Raw genomic sequence first — 19393 nt, 5'->3', positions numbered from 1 at the left:
CCGGCGCCGGCGGATCAAGCCACCTCGGCCAGATCCTCGATGATCGAGTAGTGGTCGGCGTTACCGGCGATGCTGAGGCTGGTCCGGCCGTCCACACCGACCGGGATGTCTCCGGCCAGTGTGATGCGGGTGAGCCGGCGGTGCTCGGCGCCGTCGTAGTCGTCGATCGCGTAGTGCTGAGTGGCACGGTTGTCCCAGATCGCCACGTCGCCGAGCGACCAGTTCCACCGGGTGGTGTGCTCGAGCCGGGTCACCCGATCCTGGAACAGGCGGAACAGGGCGTGCGACTCGTTGGTGGACAGACCGACGAACTGCTTCACGAAATGTCCCAGCAGCAGAGCGCGCTCACCGGTCTCGGGGTGAACCCGGACCACCGGATGCTCGGTCTCGTAGTAGGTCGACTGGAATTCCTCGCGATAGGCCTGCGCGTTGGGGTCCGGCTGCTCCTCCTGGCTGGCGGCGTAGTCGTACTTGTTGGTGTGCACGGCGCGCAACTCCTCGGCCAGCCGCTTCAGCGGCTCCGGCAGCGACGCGTACGCGGCCACGGTCGAGGCCCACGTGGTCGAGCCGCCGTAGCTGGGCAGGGTCACCGCCCGCAGAATCGAGGCCTTCGGGATGCGATCGACGAAGGTGACGTCGCTGTGCCAGCTGTTGGCGCGGCCGTGGTGGGAATCGATCGCCAGGCTCTTCACACCCTTGGACGTGACCGTCGGATGCGGCGTGGTCGGGCTGCCGAGCAGCTGAGCGAATTCGTGCTGACCGTCCTCGGTGAGATGGTGCTGGTCACGGAAGAAGATCACCTTGTGCTCGTTGAGGGCCGCGCGGATGGCCGCGACCGTCGCCGGAGTCAGATCCCCGCCGAGCCGGACGCCGTCGACGCGTGCGCCGATGTGGGTTCCGAGTTTCACCACGGACACGGACTCTGCTGCGTGATCGCTTGACATGGAGGGCCTTTCGCTCGGAACGTGCTGTGTTCCGAGCACACCATCGGGGCCCGCGCGCGACCAGGTTTACGGTCAGCGCGATCACAAAGCCGGTGCCGGCGCCGTGCCCAGCCGACGTGGCTCAGCCAACGTGTTCGCGCAGGTAGGCGAGGTCCTCGGCCACTCCTTCGGCCGGCGTTTCCAGCACTACGGGCGCATCGGCGGTACGGCACACCTCGGCGAGCAACTGCGGATCGATGGTGCCGTCGGCGAAGTTGGCGTGCCGGTCGGCGCCGGAGTTGAAGTCGTCGCGCGAGGAGTTCAGATGCACCAGATCGATGCGGCCGGTGATCGCGCGGATCCGGTCGACCACCCCGATCAGCTCCTCGCCGCCCGCCCAAGCGTGGCAGGTGTCGAGGCAGAAGCCCGCGCCGAAGTCGCCGACCGCGTCCCACAGCCGGGCGATCGAATCGAAATGACGCGCCATGGCGTGATTACCGCCCGCGGTGTTCTCGATGAGAATCGGCACCGCGAAGCCGCCCTTGTCCCGCTGACGCTCGAACAGCTTGCGCCAGTTGACGATTCCGGCCTCGATCTCGGCATCCGAGCGCACGTGCCCGCCGTGCACGACCAGGCCGAACGCGCCCAGATCGGCGGCGGCCTGCGCCTGCTGCGCGACCGCGTTGCGCGAGGGCATGCGCAGTCTGTTGTTCGTACTGGCCACGTTGATCTGATAGGAGGAATGCACCACCACGTCGATCGGGCTGGATTTGATCTCCTCCGTGCGCGGATGCGGCTGCGGTTTGTCCCAGCTCTGCGGATCCACCACGAACATCTGGATGACGTCGGCACCCAATCGCTCGCCGAAGCCGATCGGATCACTGTCTTGGCGGACGTGTGCTCCAATACGCATGGCAGAGAGCGTATCGGTAGGCACCGACACGCCGCAGCGGCAGGCGGGGACCGGGCGTTCGCGCGGGCCGGCGGCCCGATCGATCGAGGATGCCGGTTCCGGTGGACTGCTATGGTTTCGGTGATTCCGGCACGGGAAGTGGGAGCGGGGCATGCTGGCCAACGGTGATGTGTTCGCGGGCTACGTCATCGAACGACTGTTGGGCCGCGGCGGTATGGGGCAGGTCTATCTGGCCAAACATCCGCGGTTGCCGCGGATGACCGCGCTGAAACTGCTCAACCGGGAGATGGTCGCCGATCCGGAGATCCGGGCTCGCTTCGAGCGCGAGGCCGATCTGGTCGCGCAACTCGATCATCCCAAGGTCGTCACGGTCTACGATCGCGGCCTCGAGGACGGGCAGCTCTGGATCTCGATGCAGTACATCGACGGTATCGACGCCGCCAGCGTGGATCCGAAGAAGCTGCCGCCGGAGCGGGCCGTGCAGATCGTCGCCGAGGTGGCCGAGGCGCTGGATTACGCGCACGGCAACGGGGTCATGCACCGGGATGTGAAGCCGGGCAACATGTTGCTCGCGCGCTCCACCGGCGGCAAGGGCGAGCGGGTGTATCTCACCGACTTCGGCATCGCCCGCCTGCGCGACGACGGCGGTCATCTCACCCAGACCGGAACCTTCACCGCGACCCTGGCCTACGCCTCACCCGAACAACTCACCGGCGCGCCGCTGGATGGCAGTTCGGACCAGTACTCGCTGGCGTGCAGCCTGTTCTGGCTGTTCACCGGCCGGGGACCGTTCAACGCGCCGAATCCGGCGGCGGTGATCCGCGGCCATCTGCAGGGTCCGCCACCGGCGCTGAGCAGTGTGCGCCCCGGTCTGCCCCCGGGCCTGGACGCGGTTCTGCTGAAGGCGATGGCGAAGCGCGCGGGCGACCGGTTCGGCAGCTGTGCGGACTTCGCCGCCGCCGCCCGCCAGGCGGTCTCCCCGGCCAGTGCGCCACGCATGCCGACGGTCGGCCGCCCCTACACCGGTCCGCCGATGCCGACGACGGGCCGGCCGGGAACCGGGCCGGGCCAGCCGGTCGTGCACCGGCCCGCGACCGGGCCGTCGGTGCCGCACGCGGCCCGGCCGCAACCGATGCCGCCGCACGCAGCCGCGCCCCAGCCGTATCCCGCCACCGCCGCGCGGCCGGTGAATCAGCCGCAGCCCTACGGTGCGTCCGGCCAGTACAACCAGTACAACCAGCCCTACGGACACCGGCCGCCGATGAATCAGATCCGGCAGACCCCGCCGCAGAAATCGAATACCGGGGTGATCATCGGCATCATCGTCGGCGCGGTGGTGCTGCTGCTGGTGGTTCTGGTGCTGCTGGCCGCGCTGTCGAGCTGACCCGGGCCCGCCACCACAGATAGGGACCGAGGCACAGCGCGAGCCAGACCAGGCCGATCGCCCACCCCGCCAGCACATCGGTGGTCCAGTGCACGCCGAGATAGATCCGGGTCAGCCCGATCACCACGGCGAACAGCGTCGCGACCGCGACGGCCGCGACGCGCACCGCCCGCCCGCGCGACGACAGCACGACCATGGCGGCGAGCACGCCGACGACGGCGGTACTGCCCAGCGTGTGACCGGAGGGAAACGAGGGACTGGTCTCGGTGACCAGCTGATCGACCGCGGGTGGCCGGTGCCGCCCGATCGCCGACTTCAGCACGGAACCGATCACCGCCACGCCGATGCCCACCGCGGCCGTGGTCAGCAGGCGTGCCCACTGCCGCCGCACGCCGAACCAGGCGCAGGCAACGATGGTCAGGGTCGTCATCGCGGCGACGCCACCGGCATCGGTGAGGGTGCTGACCGCCGGATTCAACCAGCCGATGCGATGGCCGACCACCCAGTCGGTGATCGGCTCGTCGATACGGGTGACGCCGCCGCCGTCGACCACGTCGTCACCGAGTTGGGCGGCGCCGCCGAGCGCCGCGACCGGCAGGAGCGACAAGAACACCGGCATCCCTCGCAGAATGCCCTGCTGCACCAGCGCGATCCCACCGACGAGCATCAGCAGGACCGGGGTGAGCGCAGCCATGGCACGAGGATATGTGCGTCGACGCCCGGTTCTGCGGCATCCCGGCGGGGCGGGGGTGTGCGCCCCAGGTATTGGGGGGAAATCCTGATGGCGCCCGCACGCCGGTTTGACCAGACTGGAGACCATGACTGCCGATGCCCTGGGCACCGAACCCGCCGCGGCGACCACGCTCGCGGCCCGCGCCACCGACCTGATGAAACTGTACGGATCCGGAGACACCCAGGTCCGCGCCCTCGACGGGGTTTCGGCCGACTTCGCCCAGCGGGAGTTCACCGCGATCATGGGCCCGTCCGGCTCCGGAAAATCGACGTTGATGCACTGCCTGGCCGGGCTCGACAGCGCCACGTCCGGCACGGTGCACATCGGCGACACCGCGCTGACCGGACTGTCGGACAAACAGATGACGCGCCTGCGCCGCGACCGCATCGGCTTCGTCTTCCAGGCATTCAACCTGGTGCCGACGCTGACCGCGCTCGAGAACATCACCCTGCCGCTGGATATCGCGGGCCGCAAACCCGATCAGGAGTGGCTGGACACCGTGATCGGACGCCTCGGTCTGGGAGATCGCCTCGACCATCGGCCGAGTGAGCTGTCGGGCGGGCAGCAGCAGCGCGTCGCCTGTGCGCGGGCGCTGGTGGGCCGGCCCGACATCATCTTCGGCGACGAGCCGACCGGCAATCTCGACTCCCGCTCCTCCGGTGAGGTGCTGTCGATTCTGCGGGCGGCGGTCGACGAATTCGGTCAGACGGTCGTGATCGTGACGCACGAACCGCATGCCGCCTCCTACGCCGACCGCGTGATCTTCCTCGCCGACGGGCGCATCGTCGACGAATTGCGTGATCCGACAGCGGATTCGGTGCTGGACCGCATGAAGTCCCTGGAGGGATAGGACCATGGCTGGATCGCCGATGCGCAAGGTGGCCTTGCGCAATCTGGCCGCGCACAAGGTGCGGCTGGCGCTGACGTTGCTGTCGGTCGTGCTCGGAACCGCTTTCGTCGCAGGCTCTTTCGTCTTCACCGACACCCTGCAGCGCACCTTCGACGGCATCTTCGCCGACCAGGCGAAGGGTGTCGACGTGCGGGTGGAGCCGAAACACACGCAGTCGCTGGGTGTTCCGAACGAACTCGTCGCGAAGGTCGCCGCGACCGACGGCGTGCGCGCGGTCGCGCCGGCGGTACAGGGGCCCGTCGTGCTGCTGAAGGACGGGCATGCGGTCCAGACGGGCGGCGCGCCGAGCTGGGGGCGGTCGTATCTGCCGCCCGACAAGGCGATCGCCGACCCGGAGCATTTCGTCGACGGGGTCGCGCCGGTGGCACCGGGTCAGATCGCGATCAATTCCGGTGGGGCCGACCGAGCCGGATTGCACGTCGGGGACAAGGCCAAGGTGCTGATTCCCTCCAGCGGCACGATCGATATGACCGTCAGCGGCATCTACACCGTGTCCTCGGACACCGGCGGATTCATCGGGCTGCTCTTGGACGACGCGCAGGCCCGGGAACTGTTCACCGACGGAGCGCATGTCGCCTACGTGGATGTGGCCGCCGTGCCGGGAGTTTCCCCGGATACGTTGCGCGACCGGATCGCGAAGGTGGCGCCGGACTACAAGGTCATGGACGGTGATCAGGTGCGTGCCGACCTGAAGGCACAGGTCGGCAACGCGCTGAAATTCGTCAACTACTTCCTGCTCGCCTTCGGTGCGATCGCGCTGCTGGTCGGCACGTTCATCATCTACAACACCTTCTCGATGATCGTGGCGCAGCGGTTGCGGGAGCTGGCGCTGTTGCGGGCGGTGGGTGCCGGGCGGCGCCAAGTCGGATTGTCGGTGGTGGCGGAGGCCTTCGTGATCGGCCTGATCGGCAGCCTGCTCGGACTGGCCGGCGGCATCGGGCTGGCGTTCGGACTTTCCGCGCTGCTCAACGCCTTCGACCTCGGACTGCCCACCGGAACGATGCAGGTATTGCCGCGGACCGTGCTGGCGGCGATCGGCATCGGCCTGGTGGTGACCGTGGCCAGCGCCTACGCACCCGCGCGGCGGGCGGCGAAGATTCCGCCGGTGGAGGCGATGCGAGAGGAGTTCGCCTCGGTCGGTGAATCGCTGCGCGTGCGCACGGTGATCGGTGCGGTGCTGGCGGTGATCGGGGTGGTCCTGGTGGTACTCGGGGCGCGCAACACCGGCGGCAACGCCGCGGCCACGGTCGGAGTCGGTGCCGGGGCACTGATTTTCGCGGTGCTCTTCGCCTCACCCGCGCTGTCGCGGCCGGTGGTCGGAGCGCTGGGACTGCTGGTGCGTCCGTTCGGCGCGATCGGCGCGATGGCGCGCAACAACGCCGTGCGCAATCCGCGCCGCACCGCCGCCACCGCGTTCGCGCTCACCCTCGGGCTGATGCTGGTCTCGGCGATCGGCATGCTCGGCGCCTCGGCGAAGGCCAGTGTCGGCGAACTCGTCGACAAGGGTGTCAATGCCGACTACGTGCTGGCCGGGCCGCAGATGATCGGAGTGCCGCTGGGCGCCGCCGAGGCGACGCGCTCGGTTCCGGACGTGTCCGATGTGGTGGCCTTCCGCGGCGTCGCGCTGCGCGTGGGTGACGACCAGGTGACCGGCACCTCGCCGGACGCACCGATGGGGCAGGTCCTGCACTACGACATCCGCCAGGGCACCGACAACCTCACCGGCGCCTCGCTGCTGGTGTCGGAAACCGAAGCGGGCGAACGTCATTGGCATGCGGGCGACCGCGTCGAGATCACCAGTGTGGACAACAAGAAGTTCTCGGTGACCGTCTCCGGCATCTATGCCGACAGCCAGCTGCTCGGCCCCCTGGTGGTGGCACCGGACCTCTACAACCAGGTGATGCCGGTGGCGTTCCGGACCGACCTGATCGTGCTGGTCAAGGCCGCGCCGGGCGCCGACGTCGCCGCGATGCGGGGCAATCTGGAGAAGGCGACCGCGTCCTACGTGGTGGTGCAGGTGCAGGACCGCGAGGAATTCAAAGGCGCGCAGGGCAAACAGATCAACACCATGCTCGCCATCCTGTACGGGCTGCTGGCATTGGCGGTGGTGATCGCGATCCTGGGCATCGTGAACACGCTCGCCCTCTCGGTCGTCGAGCGACGGCGCGAGATCGGCATGCTTCGCGCGGTCGGCATGCAGCGACCACAGGTCCGGCGCACGATCTATCTCGAATCCATGCTGATCGCGATCTTCGGCGCCGTGGTCGGGGTGGTCCTGGGCCTGGGACTCGGCGTCGGATTCCTGCGCACGCTGTCGGATCTGGGCTTGAGCACGATCACCGTGCCGTGGGGTCAGATCGTGGGCATGCTGATCGGCTCGGCCGTAGTCGGTGTGCTGGCGGCGCTGTGGCCGGGTGTGCGCGCCGCCCGCACACCACCGCTGGCGGCGATCGCCGATCTGTGAGAGACGCCGATCCGTGCGGAACACGGCCGCTGGACGCAGGTGCGTTCAGCGGCCGGTCCGGATCGGGCTCAGACGCAGTACTGGCAGACGCCGCCGGCAGGCAGTTGGATGAAGCACTGCGAGCAGACCGCCGGCCGCGGCTCGGAGGTCTTCTCCTCCTGTGCCATCACGGTTTTGGTCGCGCTGCGACCGCGGCGGCGTGCGTCCACCTTCGGAGTCAGCGGCGGAACGCCGACCTCGGCGGGCATCTCCGCACCATAGTGCTGATAGCACTGCCAGCGGGCGTAGGCCGCGTGTAGTTCGAGATCATCGGGAATCGGCAGGCCGGCGAGTTCGAGCACGTATTTGTAGTCGTCGCCGACGGTGTGGTTCTGGCGTACGCACAGCGCGGTCAGCGGCGGCTCGCCGGCGCCGTGGCAGCGCCGCGCGACTTTCCGCAGAATCGCGGCCATCCAGGTGCGCGTCGGCGCCTCGGTGTGCACACCGGACACGTCCTGAATTCGTTCGGCCAACTCGTTCACAGTGATGAAATGCCCGTATCCGGTCGCGGTTTCGGCCAGTTCGGCATGTGCGGCCAACGCCCAGGCCACCGCCGCCTCGCGAAATGACACCGCAGTGCCGTCACCTACCCGCCATGCTCCTGCCGTCGTGGCCACGGAATTGTTCAACACCGGTCCAAGTTATCGCGTCGATTTCCGCGCCGACGCGCGGCCCGCCGATCCGCACGGCCCGCGCGGCGGCGAAAGGCCGGCCCGCGCCGAGAACAGCAGGTCGTCGCGCCGCGGTCCCGCGTGCAATGAGAACCACGGCCCGGCAACCTCTTTCGATGCCCGCACCTGCGGGCGTCCCCCGGGCACCGTACTCATCGGCCGCCCGCGTGCGATCGGGCCCACGTCGCCACATCGCCGCGGTCGAGGGCCACCGACAGCAGATCGGGAAAGCGGTCGGGCGTGCACGCGAAGGCGGGCACTCCCAGTGCGGCGAGCGCGGCGGCATTGTCGTGGTCGTAGGCCGGGGCACCCTCGTCGGAGAGCGCCAGCAGCACCAGGACCTGGACGCCGGCCTCCTTCATGGTCGCGACCCGTCGCAACATCTCGTCGCGGATTCCGCCCTCGTACAGGTCGGAGATCAGGACGAACAGGGTGTCGGCCGGGCGGGTGATCAGTTGCCCGCAGTAGGCGATGGCCCGGTTGATATCCGTCCCGCCACCGAGTTGTGTGCCGAACAGCACATCCACCGGATCCGACAGTCGCTCGGTGAGATCCACCACCGCCGTGTCGAAGACCACCAGTGAGGTCTTCAGTGAGCGCATCGACGCGAGTACCGCGCCGAAGACCGAGGCATAGACGACGCTGGCCGCCATGGACCCCGATTGGTCGATCGCGAGCACCACCTCCCGCCGCACCGCTTGCGCCTTGCGCCCGTATCCCACCAGCTGCTGCGGCACCACCGTGCGGTGTTCGGGCAGGTAGTGGGCGAGGTTACGGCGGATGGTGCGGTCCCAGTCGATATCGCGCAGCCGCGGACGAGACACCCTGGCCGCGCGATTCAGCGCACCGGACACCGCCGCGACCGTGCGCGCGGCGAGCCGGCGTTCGATATCGCGCACCACCTTCTCCACCACGACTCGTGCTGTGGCACGGGTGGTTTCGGGCATCACGCGGTTCAGGCTGAGCAGGGTGCCCACGAGCTGGACGTCGGGTTCGACCGCTTCGAGTAGTTCGGGCTCGAGCAGCAGTTGCGTGAGTTGCAGACGGTCGATGGCGTCGCGCTGCATGACCTCGACCACCGTCGACGGGAAGTAGGTGCGGATATCGCCCAGCCACCGGGCGACCTTCGGCGCCGAACCGCCCAGGCCGGCGGCGCGCTTGTCCGACGGGGTGTGTTCGTCGCCGTTGTAGAGCGCCGACAGCGCCCGGTCCATCGCCGCGTCCTCGGCCGCGCCGAGCCCGCCGAGCCCGGCCTCGGCGGGAGCGCCGAGGACCAGCCGCCAGCGCCGGGCCTGCGCCTCGTCCGAATCGATCCGTGTCATCGTCGGCTCCTCTTCGCTCGAATCATCGTGCGCCTACCAGGATTTCGGTCGCCGCGTGCAGTGCCAGGATGCCGCGAGCGGCGTCCGGCTCGGAGCGGTCACGCTGCGATGCGGCCACGGACGTCCCGTCCCGGACGGCTCGGGCGATGGCCTGGCGCTCTCCCGCCTCGAAGGCGCCGAAGGTCCGCCGCAACAGCGGCAGGGTCGCGACGAACTGCTCCTCGTCCAGCTCGCGCAGCCAGGAATCGATGCGCCGCAACAGGTCTCGGTCGTGAACGAGCAGCAGGCCGCGTCCGCCCAGGAAGCCGTCGATCCACGCGGCCTTCTCCGCCGGGCTGTGGCCGATCGACAGTGCCGCCGACAGCCGGCGCGCGGCCTCGGCGTCGGCGATGATTCCCGCGTCGCAGAGCAATCGGACCGCACGGCCCACCAGTGCCCCGTGCACATCGTCGCGGTCGGCCAGCAGGCCCAGTGCCGCGAGCCAGGATCGGGTGGCTTGCGCGTCGTCGCGGGTCGCGATCGCGACGTGAGCGGCATCGATCAGGCCGCGCAGCTGCGTGGCGGCATCGGTGTCGAGACCGGTGACGGCGCCGGGCAATCCGGCACAGATGCGCAGGAGCAGGCCGTCGGCGACCCGCGCCAGTGCGCCCACATCGGTGCTGCGGACGTCGCCGTAGCGCAGTGTGCGGATCAACCCGGGTAGCGCGGTGAGCAGGTGGGTGACGTCGTGATCCACCGCGGCCACCGCTTCCAGGCGAGCGACCAGACCGTCGACCGCGCCGCCGAGGTCGGCCAGCAGCGCGGTTTCCAGGGCCGCGCTGATATCGGCGACCGAGGCGTCGGCGGCGCCGGCTCGGTCGAGGATCTTCGCCTCGGCCGCGGTGCGGATGGTGGTACCCCAGCGCGACGCCTCGATTACCGCGACCGAGAGGCCGGGTTCCCACCGCAGCGCCCACGATTCACGGAAGGTGCCGGTATTGCGCACCTCGCCGGTCATCGGTGTGCCCCAGTCGATTCCGAGCAGACGCAGCCGATGCAGCAGATGCGACCGGGCCACATCGCGGTCCTTGCGCAGATCCAGGTCCACCTGCTGGGCCAGGGCCTGCTGTTTGATCCGCAGGGTGCGCGCCTGTGCGCGCAGGTCGGCATCCAGCGGGACGGTCGGCGTGGTGTCGGGCACCGAACCGAGCGCCTCGCCGACGACCAGTTCGCTGCTGACGAACCGCAGCATCGACTCGTCGCCGTCGCAGAGCACCGACCGCGTGGCATCGGTGACCTCCGACAATCCCGGTGCCGGGCGCCCGCGCAGCGCGGCCAGCGTCTCGGCCAGTCGCACCGATTCGATGATGTGCGCACTGGACACCGGCAGGTCGCGGGCGCGCAGCGCACCGGCGACCCGGGTGAACCAGCGCGCGATCGGTTCGTCGGTCCGGGTGAACAGATGGTGATACCAGCCCGGTGAGGTGATACCCGCGCCGTACCCGGACGAGCCGGCCAGCCGGGAGTGGGTCCACGGCACCCAGGTCAGTGTGGCCTTCACCTTCGGCAGACCCTTGAGCAGACGGGAATCGGCCGCTGCCGGACCGAGTTTGCCCGCCACCGCCGGGGCGTGCCATGCCCCGCAGACCACCGCGATCCGGCGCGCACCACTTTTGAGCGTCCGGCGTATGACCTGCCGCATATACGCTTCGCGCTGCAGGGTACGCAGGTCGATACCGCCGGGCAGGAGTTCGGCCGGGGTGAATGAATCCGGCTGTGGTGCATCACCTTCCGCGTCCTCGATCGCGCGTGCGGCGTCCCGATCCGGGGCGGACGGTGCGGGCGCCTCGGCTCCGGGATCCGTATTCGACGCCGCAGGGCCGTCCCCGGCCGCTGCCCGGAGTGCGCCCATGGCCTCGGTGATGGCATCGAAGATCTCGGTGCCGTTCCCGGTGGGAGTCGACGACGATTCGATGACGGCGTCCCACCACCGCTCCGGATCGTCGTATCCGCCCGCTGCGGCCAGCGCGGCCAGCGGGTCACCGCTGTCACCCGGCTCGGTGTCGAGGGCGAGGGTGTTGGCGGCCGGAAGATCGCAGAAGCTCACGGGCACAGCGTGTTCGGACGCGTACCGCAACGCCTGCCATTCCGGGGAGAACACCGCGAACGGCCAGAACGCCGCCCGCGAGGGCTCGTTCGGGGCGTAGGCCAGCAGTGCCACCGGTGGTGCCATTCCCTCGGCGGCCACATACGCGACCAGCGGATCGGCGTCGGCGGGGCCTTCGATCAGGATTGCATCGGGACGGAAGCGCTCCAGCGCCCACGACAGCGAGCGCGCCGACCCGGGGCCGTGGTGGCGGATCCCGAAGATCTGCGTCCGCGGCTCGTCGAGCGCGACGGATTCGCCGCTCATCCGTGCACCTCACGGCAGGCGCGGTAGAAATCGGACCACTCCGGGCGTTCCCGGACCACGGCCTCGAGGTACTCGGTCCACACGACCGCGTCGGCGACCGGATCCTTGATCACCGCGCCGAGTACCGCACCGGCGACGTCGCTCGCGCGTAACACCCCGTCCCCGAAATGGGCGGCGAGCGCGATGCCGTTGGTGAGCACCGAAATCGCCTCCGCCGTCGACAATGTGCCCGACGGCGACTTCAATTTGGTCCGGCCGTCCTCGGTGATGCCGGAACGCAGTTCACGGAAGACCCGCACCACGCGCCGTACTTCCTCGGCGGCGGCCGGGATCGGTGGCAATTGCAGTGCGGCGCCGAGTTGTTCGACCCGCCGGGTGACGATCGCGACCTCGTCGTCCTCGCCGGCGGGCAGCGGCAGCACCACGGTATTGAACCGGCGGCGCAGCGCGGAGGAGAGTTCGTTGACGCCGCGGTCGCGGTCGTTGGCGGTGGCGATGACGTTGAAGCCCTTGGCCGCCTGCACCTCGATACCGAGTTCCGGCACCGGCAGCGTTTTCTCCGACAGCACTGTGATCAGTGCGTCCTGCACATCGGAGGGGATGCGGGTGAGCTCCTCGACCCGGGCGATCGCACCGGTGCGCATCGCGGTCATGACCGGCGAGGGCACCAGGGCGCCGTCGCTGGGTCCTTCCGCGAGCAGGCGCGCATAGTTCCAGCCGTAGCGGATCGCCTCTTCGGCGGTTCCGGACGTGCCCTGCACCAACAGGGTGGATGCGCCGCTGACGGCCGCCGAAAGATGTTCCGACACCCAGGTTTTCGCGGTGCCGGGTACGCCGAGCAGCAGTAGCGCGCGATCGGTCGCCAGCGTCGCCACCGCCACCTCCATCAGGCGCCGCGGCCCGACGTACTTCGGTGTGATCACCGTGCCGTCGGCCAGGGTGTCGCCGAGCAGGTAGGTGACCACCGCCCAGGGCGACAGCCGCCACGACGGTGGACGCGGACGGTCGTCGACGGCGGCGAGGGCTCGGAGTTCGTCGGCGTAGGCCTGTTCGGCATGCGGGCGCAGCAGGTCGGCGGGCGGGTTCTGGGTCGTGGTCATGCCAGCTCCTCGAGCATCAGGGTGCGTTGGGTCAGATCGTCGGCGAGGCGGTCGAAGGCGCTCTGCCAGGAGGGGTCCGCGCAGCGGCGGGCGGCGACGGACACCGCCGCGACCGCGCGGACCGGGAAATTGATCGCGGCACTGCGCAGCAGCGTGCGATAGGAGGCGGGGGACAGCCCGGCCGCTCCGGGACGGGCGGCGGCCAGATGGGCCCGATCGAGCAGCAGCCGGACCAGATGTTCGGCCAGCGGTTGTGGCCACGGCCGCGGTAACGCCGAGACCAGCAGTTCCAGTTCGGCCAGCCAACTGCTGTCCAGACCGCACAGGTACCGCACCCGCCGGTCGACCGGTAGCAGCGCGAACAACTGCTGCCGCAGCCGCGGATCCGCGCCCAGGGTCGGCGTGGTGGTCAGCACCTCGAACAACGGCGTGGCCCAGCGGGAATCATGCTGCGCGAGAGCCGCTTCCGACCAGCCCGCAGCGACCGGTCCGAGGATGTCGTCGGGAAGCCGCAGCGCGGTGGCCGCCTCCGGAGAGCCGCACAGTTGTTCCCAATGGCGCAGCGGGGTGGCGGCCATCAGGCGGCGCAGCCGTTCGGCATCCACATCGGCCCCGCCGTCGCGGTGGTAGGCCACCGGGTCGAGCCGGTCGCCGAGTCCGTCGCGGCGGGCCGCGTCGTCGAGATCGTGCGGCAGCTGCGCCTCGAGCGTGCCGGACCGGATGCTCAGCCACCGGCTCGCGCGCTCGCGCATCCGTTCCGCGAAGGCCGAATCCGGCAGGTGCGCAAGGAGATCGGCAGCCGTACGGCGAACTTCGGGCCGCGCGTCGTCGAGGGCGGATTCGAGCAGTGGCTCGTCGTCGGGTCCGACTCCGGCGGCCAAAACCGCCAGCAGTTCGGCGCGGCCGCGGGCCGGTTCCCGGCTCCAGGTGTCGGCCAGGGCTCGCCGGGCCGCCGCGGCGTCGCGGGCGCGCAGGGCGGCCAGCCAGCTCCGGCGTTCGGCGGGCCGGCCGTGCGTCCACACCTCGGGATCGTCGTCGCCGGTCCGCAGCAGCGGTCGCCAGCGTGGATGTAGCGCCGCCAGCCAGCGACCTCGGGCGCCCGCCAGGCGCATCAACGGACCTCGCAGGGCGGCTTGGCTTCTCGCGGTCTCGAGCAGTGTGGCGCAGAGTGCTTCGGGTGCACGCGGATCGCCGGGTAGCGCCGCCTCGAACCATTCCGCGAGCATCGGCGAGCCGTCCGCCAGCAGATGTCGCAGCCGCTGCGCCGCCGCCCGCGGCAACCGGGCGCGATCGTCGTCGGCGGCCGGGGCGAGCAGCTCGGTCCGGGCCGGTCGCACCCCGCCGCGGTGGTACAGCTCCTGGAGCGCCACCGCGCCCAGCACGGCGTGTTCCGGAGTGTCGGCGCGAGCGGCCGCGGTGACCGCATCGGCCAGCCCGCCGGGATCGAGGGTGCGGCGGGCGGTGCCCAGCAGCGCGACCGGCACCACCGTCTCCGACGATGCCGGGACCGCGGTGCCGGGGGTCGGCACGTCCGTGAGCGATTCCGTCTCGACTCCGACGAGTTCGCCGGCCACCAGCGCGGAGAGGGGGATCAATCCGGCCGCGGTCCACTCACCGACCACCGTCACGGGGTGACCGCCCGACAAGCCGATCAACTGCCACGGCACCTCGGCCGTCGCGGCGAGCGGCACCGCCGTGCCGTCCGGTTCGGCGAGAAACCAGCCGGCCGAACCGGGGCTGGGGATCACATCCGCCAGCAGCATCGGCCATCCTCGTAACCACGGGTCGGCGCCCAGCGCCCGCGCGTGGATCTCGAGTTGGCCGGCGATGGACGCCGAGTCCGACACGATGGTGGTGAAGGGTTCGGGTTCGCCGTGGCGGACGCCCCAGACCGCGCGCAGCGGCATCGCCCCCGGATAGAAGTGCAGATCCGCCTCGACCATGGTGCCGGGAATCGGCAGCTCGCCCGGGAAACTCGCACTGCCGAAGCTGTGGTCGAGCGCATGCGCCCAGCGTTGTGTGGCCCGCCCGAGCAGCAGAGTCCGGCGGGTGAAGACCCGTTCCTCCTCGGTGATTCGCACCCCGAGCACCATCCAGCGGTCGCGGAGCGCGGGCTCGCCGCCGCGGACCTCCTCGGCCTTGGCGGGATAGCCGATATGGGTGCGCACCCCGGCCGCCAGCGCGGGCGGCAGTTCGTCGAGCCGCCGGTGGGCGCCGATCAGCAGATGCAATCGGGCGTATTCGCTGAGCAGAATCGCCGGCCACTGTTCGACTCCGAGCATGCGGCGCGGCAGTTGCCGCAGGGCTGCCGCCACCCCCGGCGCTTGCGAGTCGACCATCCGGGCGGCCACCGCCTCCAGCGCCGCAGCGGAATGGTCGGCCTGGGCCAAGCCGGTGCGGATCTGGTCGCCGAGCCAGATGTCGAGATCGTCGAGTCCGGTGGTGACCCGCGCCCGCCGCTGATCGAGCGTCGCCTGTTTCGTGCCGCGGGCCGCCGGCTCGGCCGGTTTCGCGGCCCGCGCGGCGCGGCCCGCCAGCCATTCGGCCGCGAAGTCGGCGGGAGCGTCGGCCGCCGGGACCGCGCCCTGCGACCAGAGCAGCAACAGCGACAGCGCATGTTTGCAGGGAAATTTCCGGCTGGGGCACGAACACCGGTAGGCGGGGCCCGACAGGTCGACGATCGTCTGGTACGGCTTGGCGCCGCTGCCGTTGCACCGCCCCCACAGCGCACCGCCGTGGGTGCCGGTGCCCAGCCACGCGGCGGTGAGCTTGCGGGCGGCGCTCACCGATGCGGTGTCGGGCGCCAGGGCCAGCACATTGTCGGCGGTGACGGTGTAGGTCGCGGCCGGAGAGGTCGTCACGTGTTCCCCCGTTCGTTCGGTACCCCGGATTTGTACCCGAGCCCACCGACAAGATCGCGCGGCCGGCCTTCCGGGTTATCGGCCGAACGACGGCGGCATGGTTCGCTAGTCGGTTGCGAGCGAATTTCTTTGGCGCGGAATGTCATTGCAGAATCAAGAACTATTGTGGTCGATCGTGATCTCTGGCATTCTGATCTGTTCGGTTGAACCGAACCACCCGTGAGGGGTGTAACCCGTGGAACTGCCCGGCCGGGACGGCCGAGGGGTGGACATCGGGCGGTTCGACCGTTCGATGGCCATGCGTCCCGCCCGGGCCGGTTCTCCGGTAGCGTTCGCCACGACGAGTCGTGCGCGAGTGCCGGGAGGGGCAGTGGGGCAAGAGCAGGGGGAGGTCGCGCCGCGCCTGCGTGAACTGGTTTCGGCACGGCTGCAGGCGGATCCGGCGGTGAGCCCGGAGGTAGCGCAGACGGTGCTGGCGGCGCTGGGGGAGACCGCCGAGGAGAGCGGCGCCGGGCCGCGGTCCGGAGTGTTCCTGCGCGCCGTCCGGGTTCGCGGCTTCCGCGGGATCGGCGGTCAGGCGGTCCTGCGTATCGCGCCCGGTCCCGGTCTGACACTCGTGGTCGGTCGCAACGGGTCGGGCAAATCGAGTTTCGCCGAGGCCGCGGAACTGGCACTCACCGGCGTAAATCGGCGCTGGGAGGGCAGATCCGCGGTCTGGCGCGACGGCTGGCGAAATATGCACTGCGACAAGCCCCCTCGGATCGCCGTCGACCTCGTCGCACAGGACCGGGGCCCGTTCACGATCACGCGTACGTGGGCGGAGGGCGAGGAACTGTCGGCCGGTAGCTGGACGGAGCGCGAAAACGACAGCGACAGTGCCGAATTCCGCCCGGAGGACTGGGCGCGTGCCCTGGAGCTGTATCGGCCGTTCCTGTCCTACAGCGAACTCGGCGCGGTGGTCGACGGCCGTCCCAGCGATCTGTTCGACGCCCTGCACCGGCTGCTCGGGCTCGACGACGTCAGCGCCGCACTGGATCGGACCCGCACGCGCCGAATCGAATTGGAGCGCGCCGCGAAACAGTCCCGGGACGGCCGGCAGGCCCTGCTGGACGAACTGCTCACCGTCGCCGACGAGCGTGCCGAGCGTGTGGCCGAGATGTTGCGCGCGCCCGCGCCGGACCTGTCCGCGGTCGCCCACGAACTCGCCGGCGCACGTCACGACCCCGGCGGTGTCGCGGCGCTGCAGGCCGTCGCACGCCTGCGTATCCCGGCTTCCGCCCAGGTCGAGGCGGCCGCCGAGGCGGTCGAGCGCGGCACCGCCGAACTGCTGGAGCTGGCGACCGGAGATCTGGAAGCCGAACTCCGCGTGGTCGACCTGCTGCGTGGTGCTCGCGAACACGCGGACGGCGGCGAATGTCCGTGCCCGGTGTGCGGCCACGGCCGTCTCGACGCGCGGTGGCAACGCGAGGCGACAGCTCGGATCGAGGCCGTCGAGCGGCGCGGCGCAGTGCTCACCACCGCCCGGGGCGCGCTGGGCGAGGCGATCGCCGCGGCCAGGGCGCTGATCGAACCCGTTCCGCCGGAACTGGAATCGACCATCGCCGCGCCCAATATCGATCCCGTGGACGTCCGTCGAGCCTGGACGACCTGGTCCGCCCTGCTCGAGGTCGAAGCGGGCGCGACCCTGGCGGCCCGGATGCGCGGCGCGCACGCCGAACTCGCGGTGCGGCTCGAGGTGTTGCAGCGGGCCGTGCACAAGGAACTCGATCGCATCGATGCGGTCTGGACGCCGCTGGTCCCGCGCATCGCCACCTGGCTGCACGAGGCCCGGCTGGTCGCCGCGGCCGATGCCGAGCTGCGTACCGTCCGCCGCGCCGAGGATTGGCTGAAGTCGGCCGCCGCCGGCCTGCGCGACGAACGCCTCGCCCCGCTGGCCGAGCACGCCCGGCGCATCTGGGGCGGGTTGCGTCAGCGCAGCAATGTGGATCTCGGCGCGATTCGCCTGCAGGGCAACGCCGGAGCCAGCCGCAAGGTGCTGCTCGACGTCACCGTGGACGACTCCGGCGCCGCCGCTCTCGGAGTGATGAGTCAGGGCGAATTGCATGCGCTGGGCCTGGCCCTGTTCCTGCCGCGAGCAACGGTGGCCGAAAGCCCGTTCGGATTCGTCATGATCGACGACCCGGTGCAGGCGATGGATCCGGCGAAGGTCGACGGACTCGCCCGGGTGCTGGCGGCGGTGGCGCGCAGCGGACGCCAGGTGATCGTGTTCACCCACGACGAGCGGCTGGCCGAGGCTGTGCGCCGATTGCGTTTGGACGCAACGGTTCTCGATGTGCAGCGGCGCGAGCATTCGCGGGTGGAGGTGCGCGCGGTCGAGGATCCGGTGCAGCGCTACCTCGGCGACGCGCGGGCTCTGCTGCGCACCAGGCAGCTGCCCACGGCGATCGCCACCGAACTGGTCATCACCTGCTGCCGATCGGCGATCGAGGCGGCCGCATTGGCCCGTGCCCGGCGTGAACTGCTGGAGGCCGGCATCGATCATCGTGAGGTGCAGCGCCGCGTGGATCGGGCGCGCACCACGTGGGAGACGGTCGCCCTGGCGGTCTTCGGTGTGCCGGACCGGGTCGACGATCTGAACGACTATCTCGACCGGGAGGCGCCCTGGGCCCGCGCGGTGGTGCGCGATGCCACGGCCGGTGCGCATATCCGCATCCAGCGCCGCTCGGGTGATCTGATCACGGGGACGAAGCGATTCGTGACATGGCTGAATCCGTGAGGCCGACCGTGGCGCAGCGGTTGGCGGCGGCCGCGGAACTGCTCGACGGCACGGTCACCGATGCGGGCGGCCTGTGGTCGCGGGCGACGGTGTGGATCCTGCGGATCGCGCTGGAACAGTCGGTGGACCGACTGTGGGCGCGGGTGTCCCCGCCGCTGGCCCGGTGCAGTATGCGTGCTCAGCTGCTGGCGCTGGACAGCTGCGCCGGTCCCGAACTCGCGGGCCGCGTTGGCGGACTGTGGGCGACGCTGTCGCGGGCCGGCCATCACTTCGACTCCGAACCCGCGCCGACCCTGCACGAACTGCGTGACTGGTACGACGAAACCGCCCGGCTGGCCGAGGAACTCGACCGCATCGGCCGAGCGGACGTACCCGCCGTGTTCGGCCGCCGCCGGAACAGGTGAGTTCCAGGCGGTGATAATCGTGCGATGGCCGACACCTTTCCCGATCGCCCGGACGACACCGACCGCTGTCCGTGCGGCAGCGGCGAGCAGTTCGGGCAGTGCTGCGGCCCGCGCCTGGACGGCACTCGCCCGGCGCCGACCGCCGAAGCGCTGATGCGGTCGCGCTATACCGCCTTCGCCGTCGGCGATCGTGACCATCTGCTGCGGACGTGGCATCCACGGACCCGGCCGCGGCGCCTGGCCCTGGATCCGGCGCAGCGCTGGATATCGCTGCAGGTCTTCGGCACCGAGGCGGGTGGCCTGTTCGACGACACCGGCGTGGTCGAGTTCCGGGCCACCTACCGGTACGACGGCAGGCGCGGCGTACTTTCCGAGTGCAGCAGATTTGCTCGTGTCGACGGTCAGTGGGTCTACGTCGACGGAGATATCGAATCGTAATCGGCCCGTAAAGAGTTGCCAGTGCTCTCCCACTAGTATTACGGCAATACATTTCTGATTAGA

At 70.1% G+C, this 19393-nt stretch carries 14 protein-coding genes; 6 read left to right on the top strand and 8 right to left on the bottom strand.

Going from position 1 to position 19393, the window contains the following annotated elements; all coding sequences use genetic code 11:
• Positions 1 to 14 precede the first annotated feature (14 nt).
• Entirely contained in the window at positions 15 to 944 is a 930-nt protein-coding gene (locus tag NMI01S_RS07740; protein WP_062995294.1) for a TauD/TfdA dioxygenase family protein, read from the bottom strand.
• Positions 945 to 1065: 121 nt separating this feature from the next.
• Entirely contained in the window at positions 1066 to 1836 is a 771-nt protein-coding gene (locus NMI01S_RS07735; RefSeq protein WP_062995293.1) for a deoxyribonuclease IV, read from the bottom strand.
• Between the two features lie 151 nt (positions 1837 to 1987).
• On the opposite strand from NMI01S_RS07735, the gene NMI01S_RS07730 reads away from it, so the two are divergent.
• Positions 1988 to 3220 (top strand): serine/threonine-protein kinase, encoded by a 1233-nt coding sequence (locus tag NMI01S_RS07730; RefSeq protein WP_062995292.1) that lies wholly within the window; start codon positions 1988 to 1990, stop codon positions 3218 to 3220.
• On the opposite strand, the gene NMI01S_RS07725 is transcribed toward NMI01S_RS07730, so the two are convergent.
• Positions 3156 to 3914: a phosphatase PAP2 family protein gene (locus NMI01S_RS07725; RefSeq protein ID WP_062995291.1), complete on the bottom strand. Its 759-nt coding sequence runs from the start codon at positions 3912 to 3914 to the stop codon at positions 3156 to 3158. The two genes, NMI01S_RS07730 and NMI01S_RS07725, sit on opposite strands and share 65 nt — an antisense overlap.
• 124 nt (positions 3915 to 4038) lie before the next feature.
• On the opposite strand from NMI01S_RS07725, the gene NMI01S_RS07720 reads away from it, so the two are divergent.
• Positions 4039 to 4803 (top strand): ABC transporter ATP-binding protein, encoded by a 765-nt coding sequence (locus NMI01S_RS07720; protein ID WP_051043039.1) that lies wholly within the window; start codon positions 4039 to 4041, stop codon positions 4801 to 4803.
• Positions 4804 to 4807: 4 nt separating this feature from the next.
• Entirely contained in the window at positions 4808 to 7327 is a 2520-nt protein-coding gene (locus tag NMI01S_RS07715) for an ABC transporter permease (protein WP_062995290.1), read from the top strand.
• Positions 7328 to 7395: 68 nt separating this feature from the next.
• Here the strand turns inward: NMI01S_RS07715 and NMI01S_RS07710 are convergent, their stop codons facing one another.
• The 5 genes from NMI01S_RS07710 to NMI01S_RS07690 form a co-directional block, all read right to left on the bottom strand.
• Positions 7396 to 7938, bottom strand: a complete 543-nt coding sequence (locus NMI01S_RS07710; RefSeq protein WP_036524139.1) for a hypothetical protein — start codon at positions 7936 to 7938, stop codon at positions 7396 to 7398.
• 251 nt (positions 7939 to 8189) lie between these two features.
• The gene (locus tag NMI01S_RS07705; RefSeq protein WP_062995289.1) at positions 8190 to 9359 is read right to left on the bottom strand and encodes a VWA domain-containing protein; all 1170 of its coding nucleotides are present in this window, start codon (positions 9357 to 9359) and stop codon (positions 8190 to 8192) included.
• Between the two features lie 22 nt (positions 9360 to 9381).
• A complete protein-coding gene (locus NMI01S_RS07700) occupies positions 9382 to 11751 on the bottom strand; it encodes a DUF5682 family protein (RefSeq protein WP_062995288.1) in 2370 nt (789 codons plus the stop codon).
• Positions 11748 to 12851, bottom strand: coding sequence for an ATP-binding protein (locus tag NMI01S_RS07695; RefSeq protein ID WP_062995287.1), 1104 nt, complete (start codon positions 12849 to 12851; stop codon positions 11748 to 11750). Before NMI01S_RS07695 ends, NMI01S_RS07700 begins: the two co-directional genes overlap by 4 nt.
• The gene (locus NMI01S_RS07690; RefSeq protein ID WP_063920675.1) at positions 12848 to 15712 is read right to left on the bottom strand and encodes an SWIM zinc finger family protein; all 2865 of its coding nucleotides are present in this window, start codon (positions 15710 to 15712) and stop codon (positions 12848 to 12850) included. Before NMI01S_RS07690 ends, NMI01S_RS07695 begins: the two co-directional genes overlap by 4 nt.
• A gap of 370 nt (positions 15713 to 16082) precedes the next feature.
• Between NMI01S_RS07690 and NMI01S_RS07685 the strand changes: the two genes are divergently transcribed.
• Genes NMI01S_RS07685 through NMI01S_RS07675 form a run of 3 tightly spaced genes read left to right on the top strand, consistent with a single transcriptional unit; the run spans position 16083 to position 19330 of the window.
• The gene (locus tag NMI01S_RS07685) at positions 16083 to 18488 is read left to right on the top strand and encodes an AAA family ATPase (protein ID WP_062995587.1); all 2406 of its coding nucleotides are present in this window, start codon (positions 16083 to 16085) and stop codon (positions 18486 to 18488) included.
• Positions 18473 to 18892, top strand: coding sequence for a hypothetical protein (locus tag NMI01S_RS07680; protein ID WP_062995286.1), 420 nt, complete (start codon positions 18473 to 18475; stop codon positions 18890 to 18892). Before NMI01S_RS07685 ends, NMI01S_RS07680 begins: the two co-directional genes overlap by 16 nt.
• A gap of 24 nt (positions 18893 to 18916) precedes the next feature.
• Positions 18917 to 19330 carry a YchJ family protein gene (locus NMI01S_RS07675; RefSeq protein ID WP_062995285.1) on the top strand — a complete coding sequence of 138 codons (414 nt, stop codon included), beginning with the start codon at positions 18917 to 18919 and terminating at the stop codon, positions 19328 to 19330.
• Positions 19331 to 19393: the final 63 nt, after the last annotated feature.

The sequence above is a fragment of the Nocardia mikamii NBRC 108933 genome, assembly GCF_001613505.1.
GTDB classification, from domain to species: Bacteria; Actinomycetota; Actinomycetes; order Mycobacteriales; family Mycobacteriaceae; genus Nocardia; species Nocardia mikamii.
The sequence above is the reverse complement of the archived record's forward strand: the minus strand, read 5'-3'. Positions and strand labels throughout refer to the sequence as shown.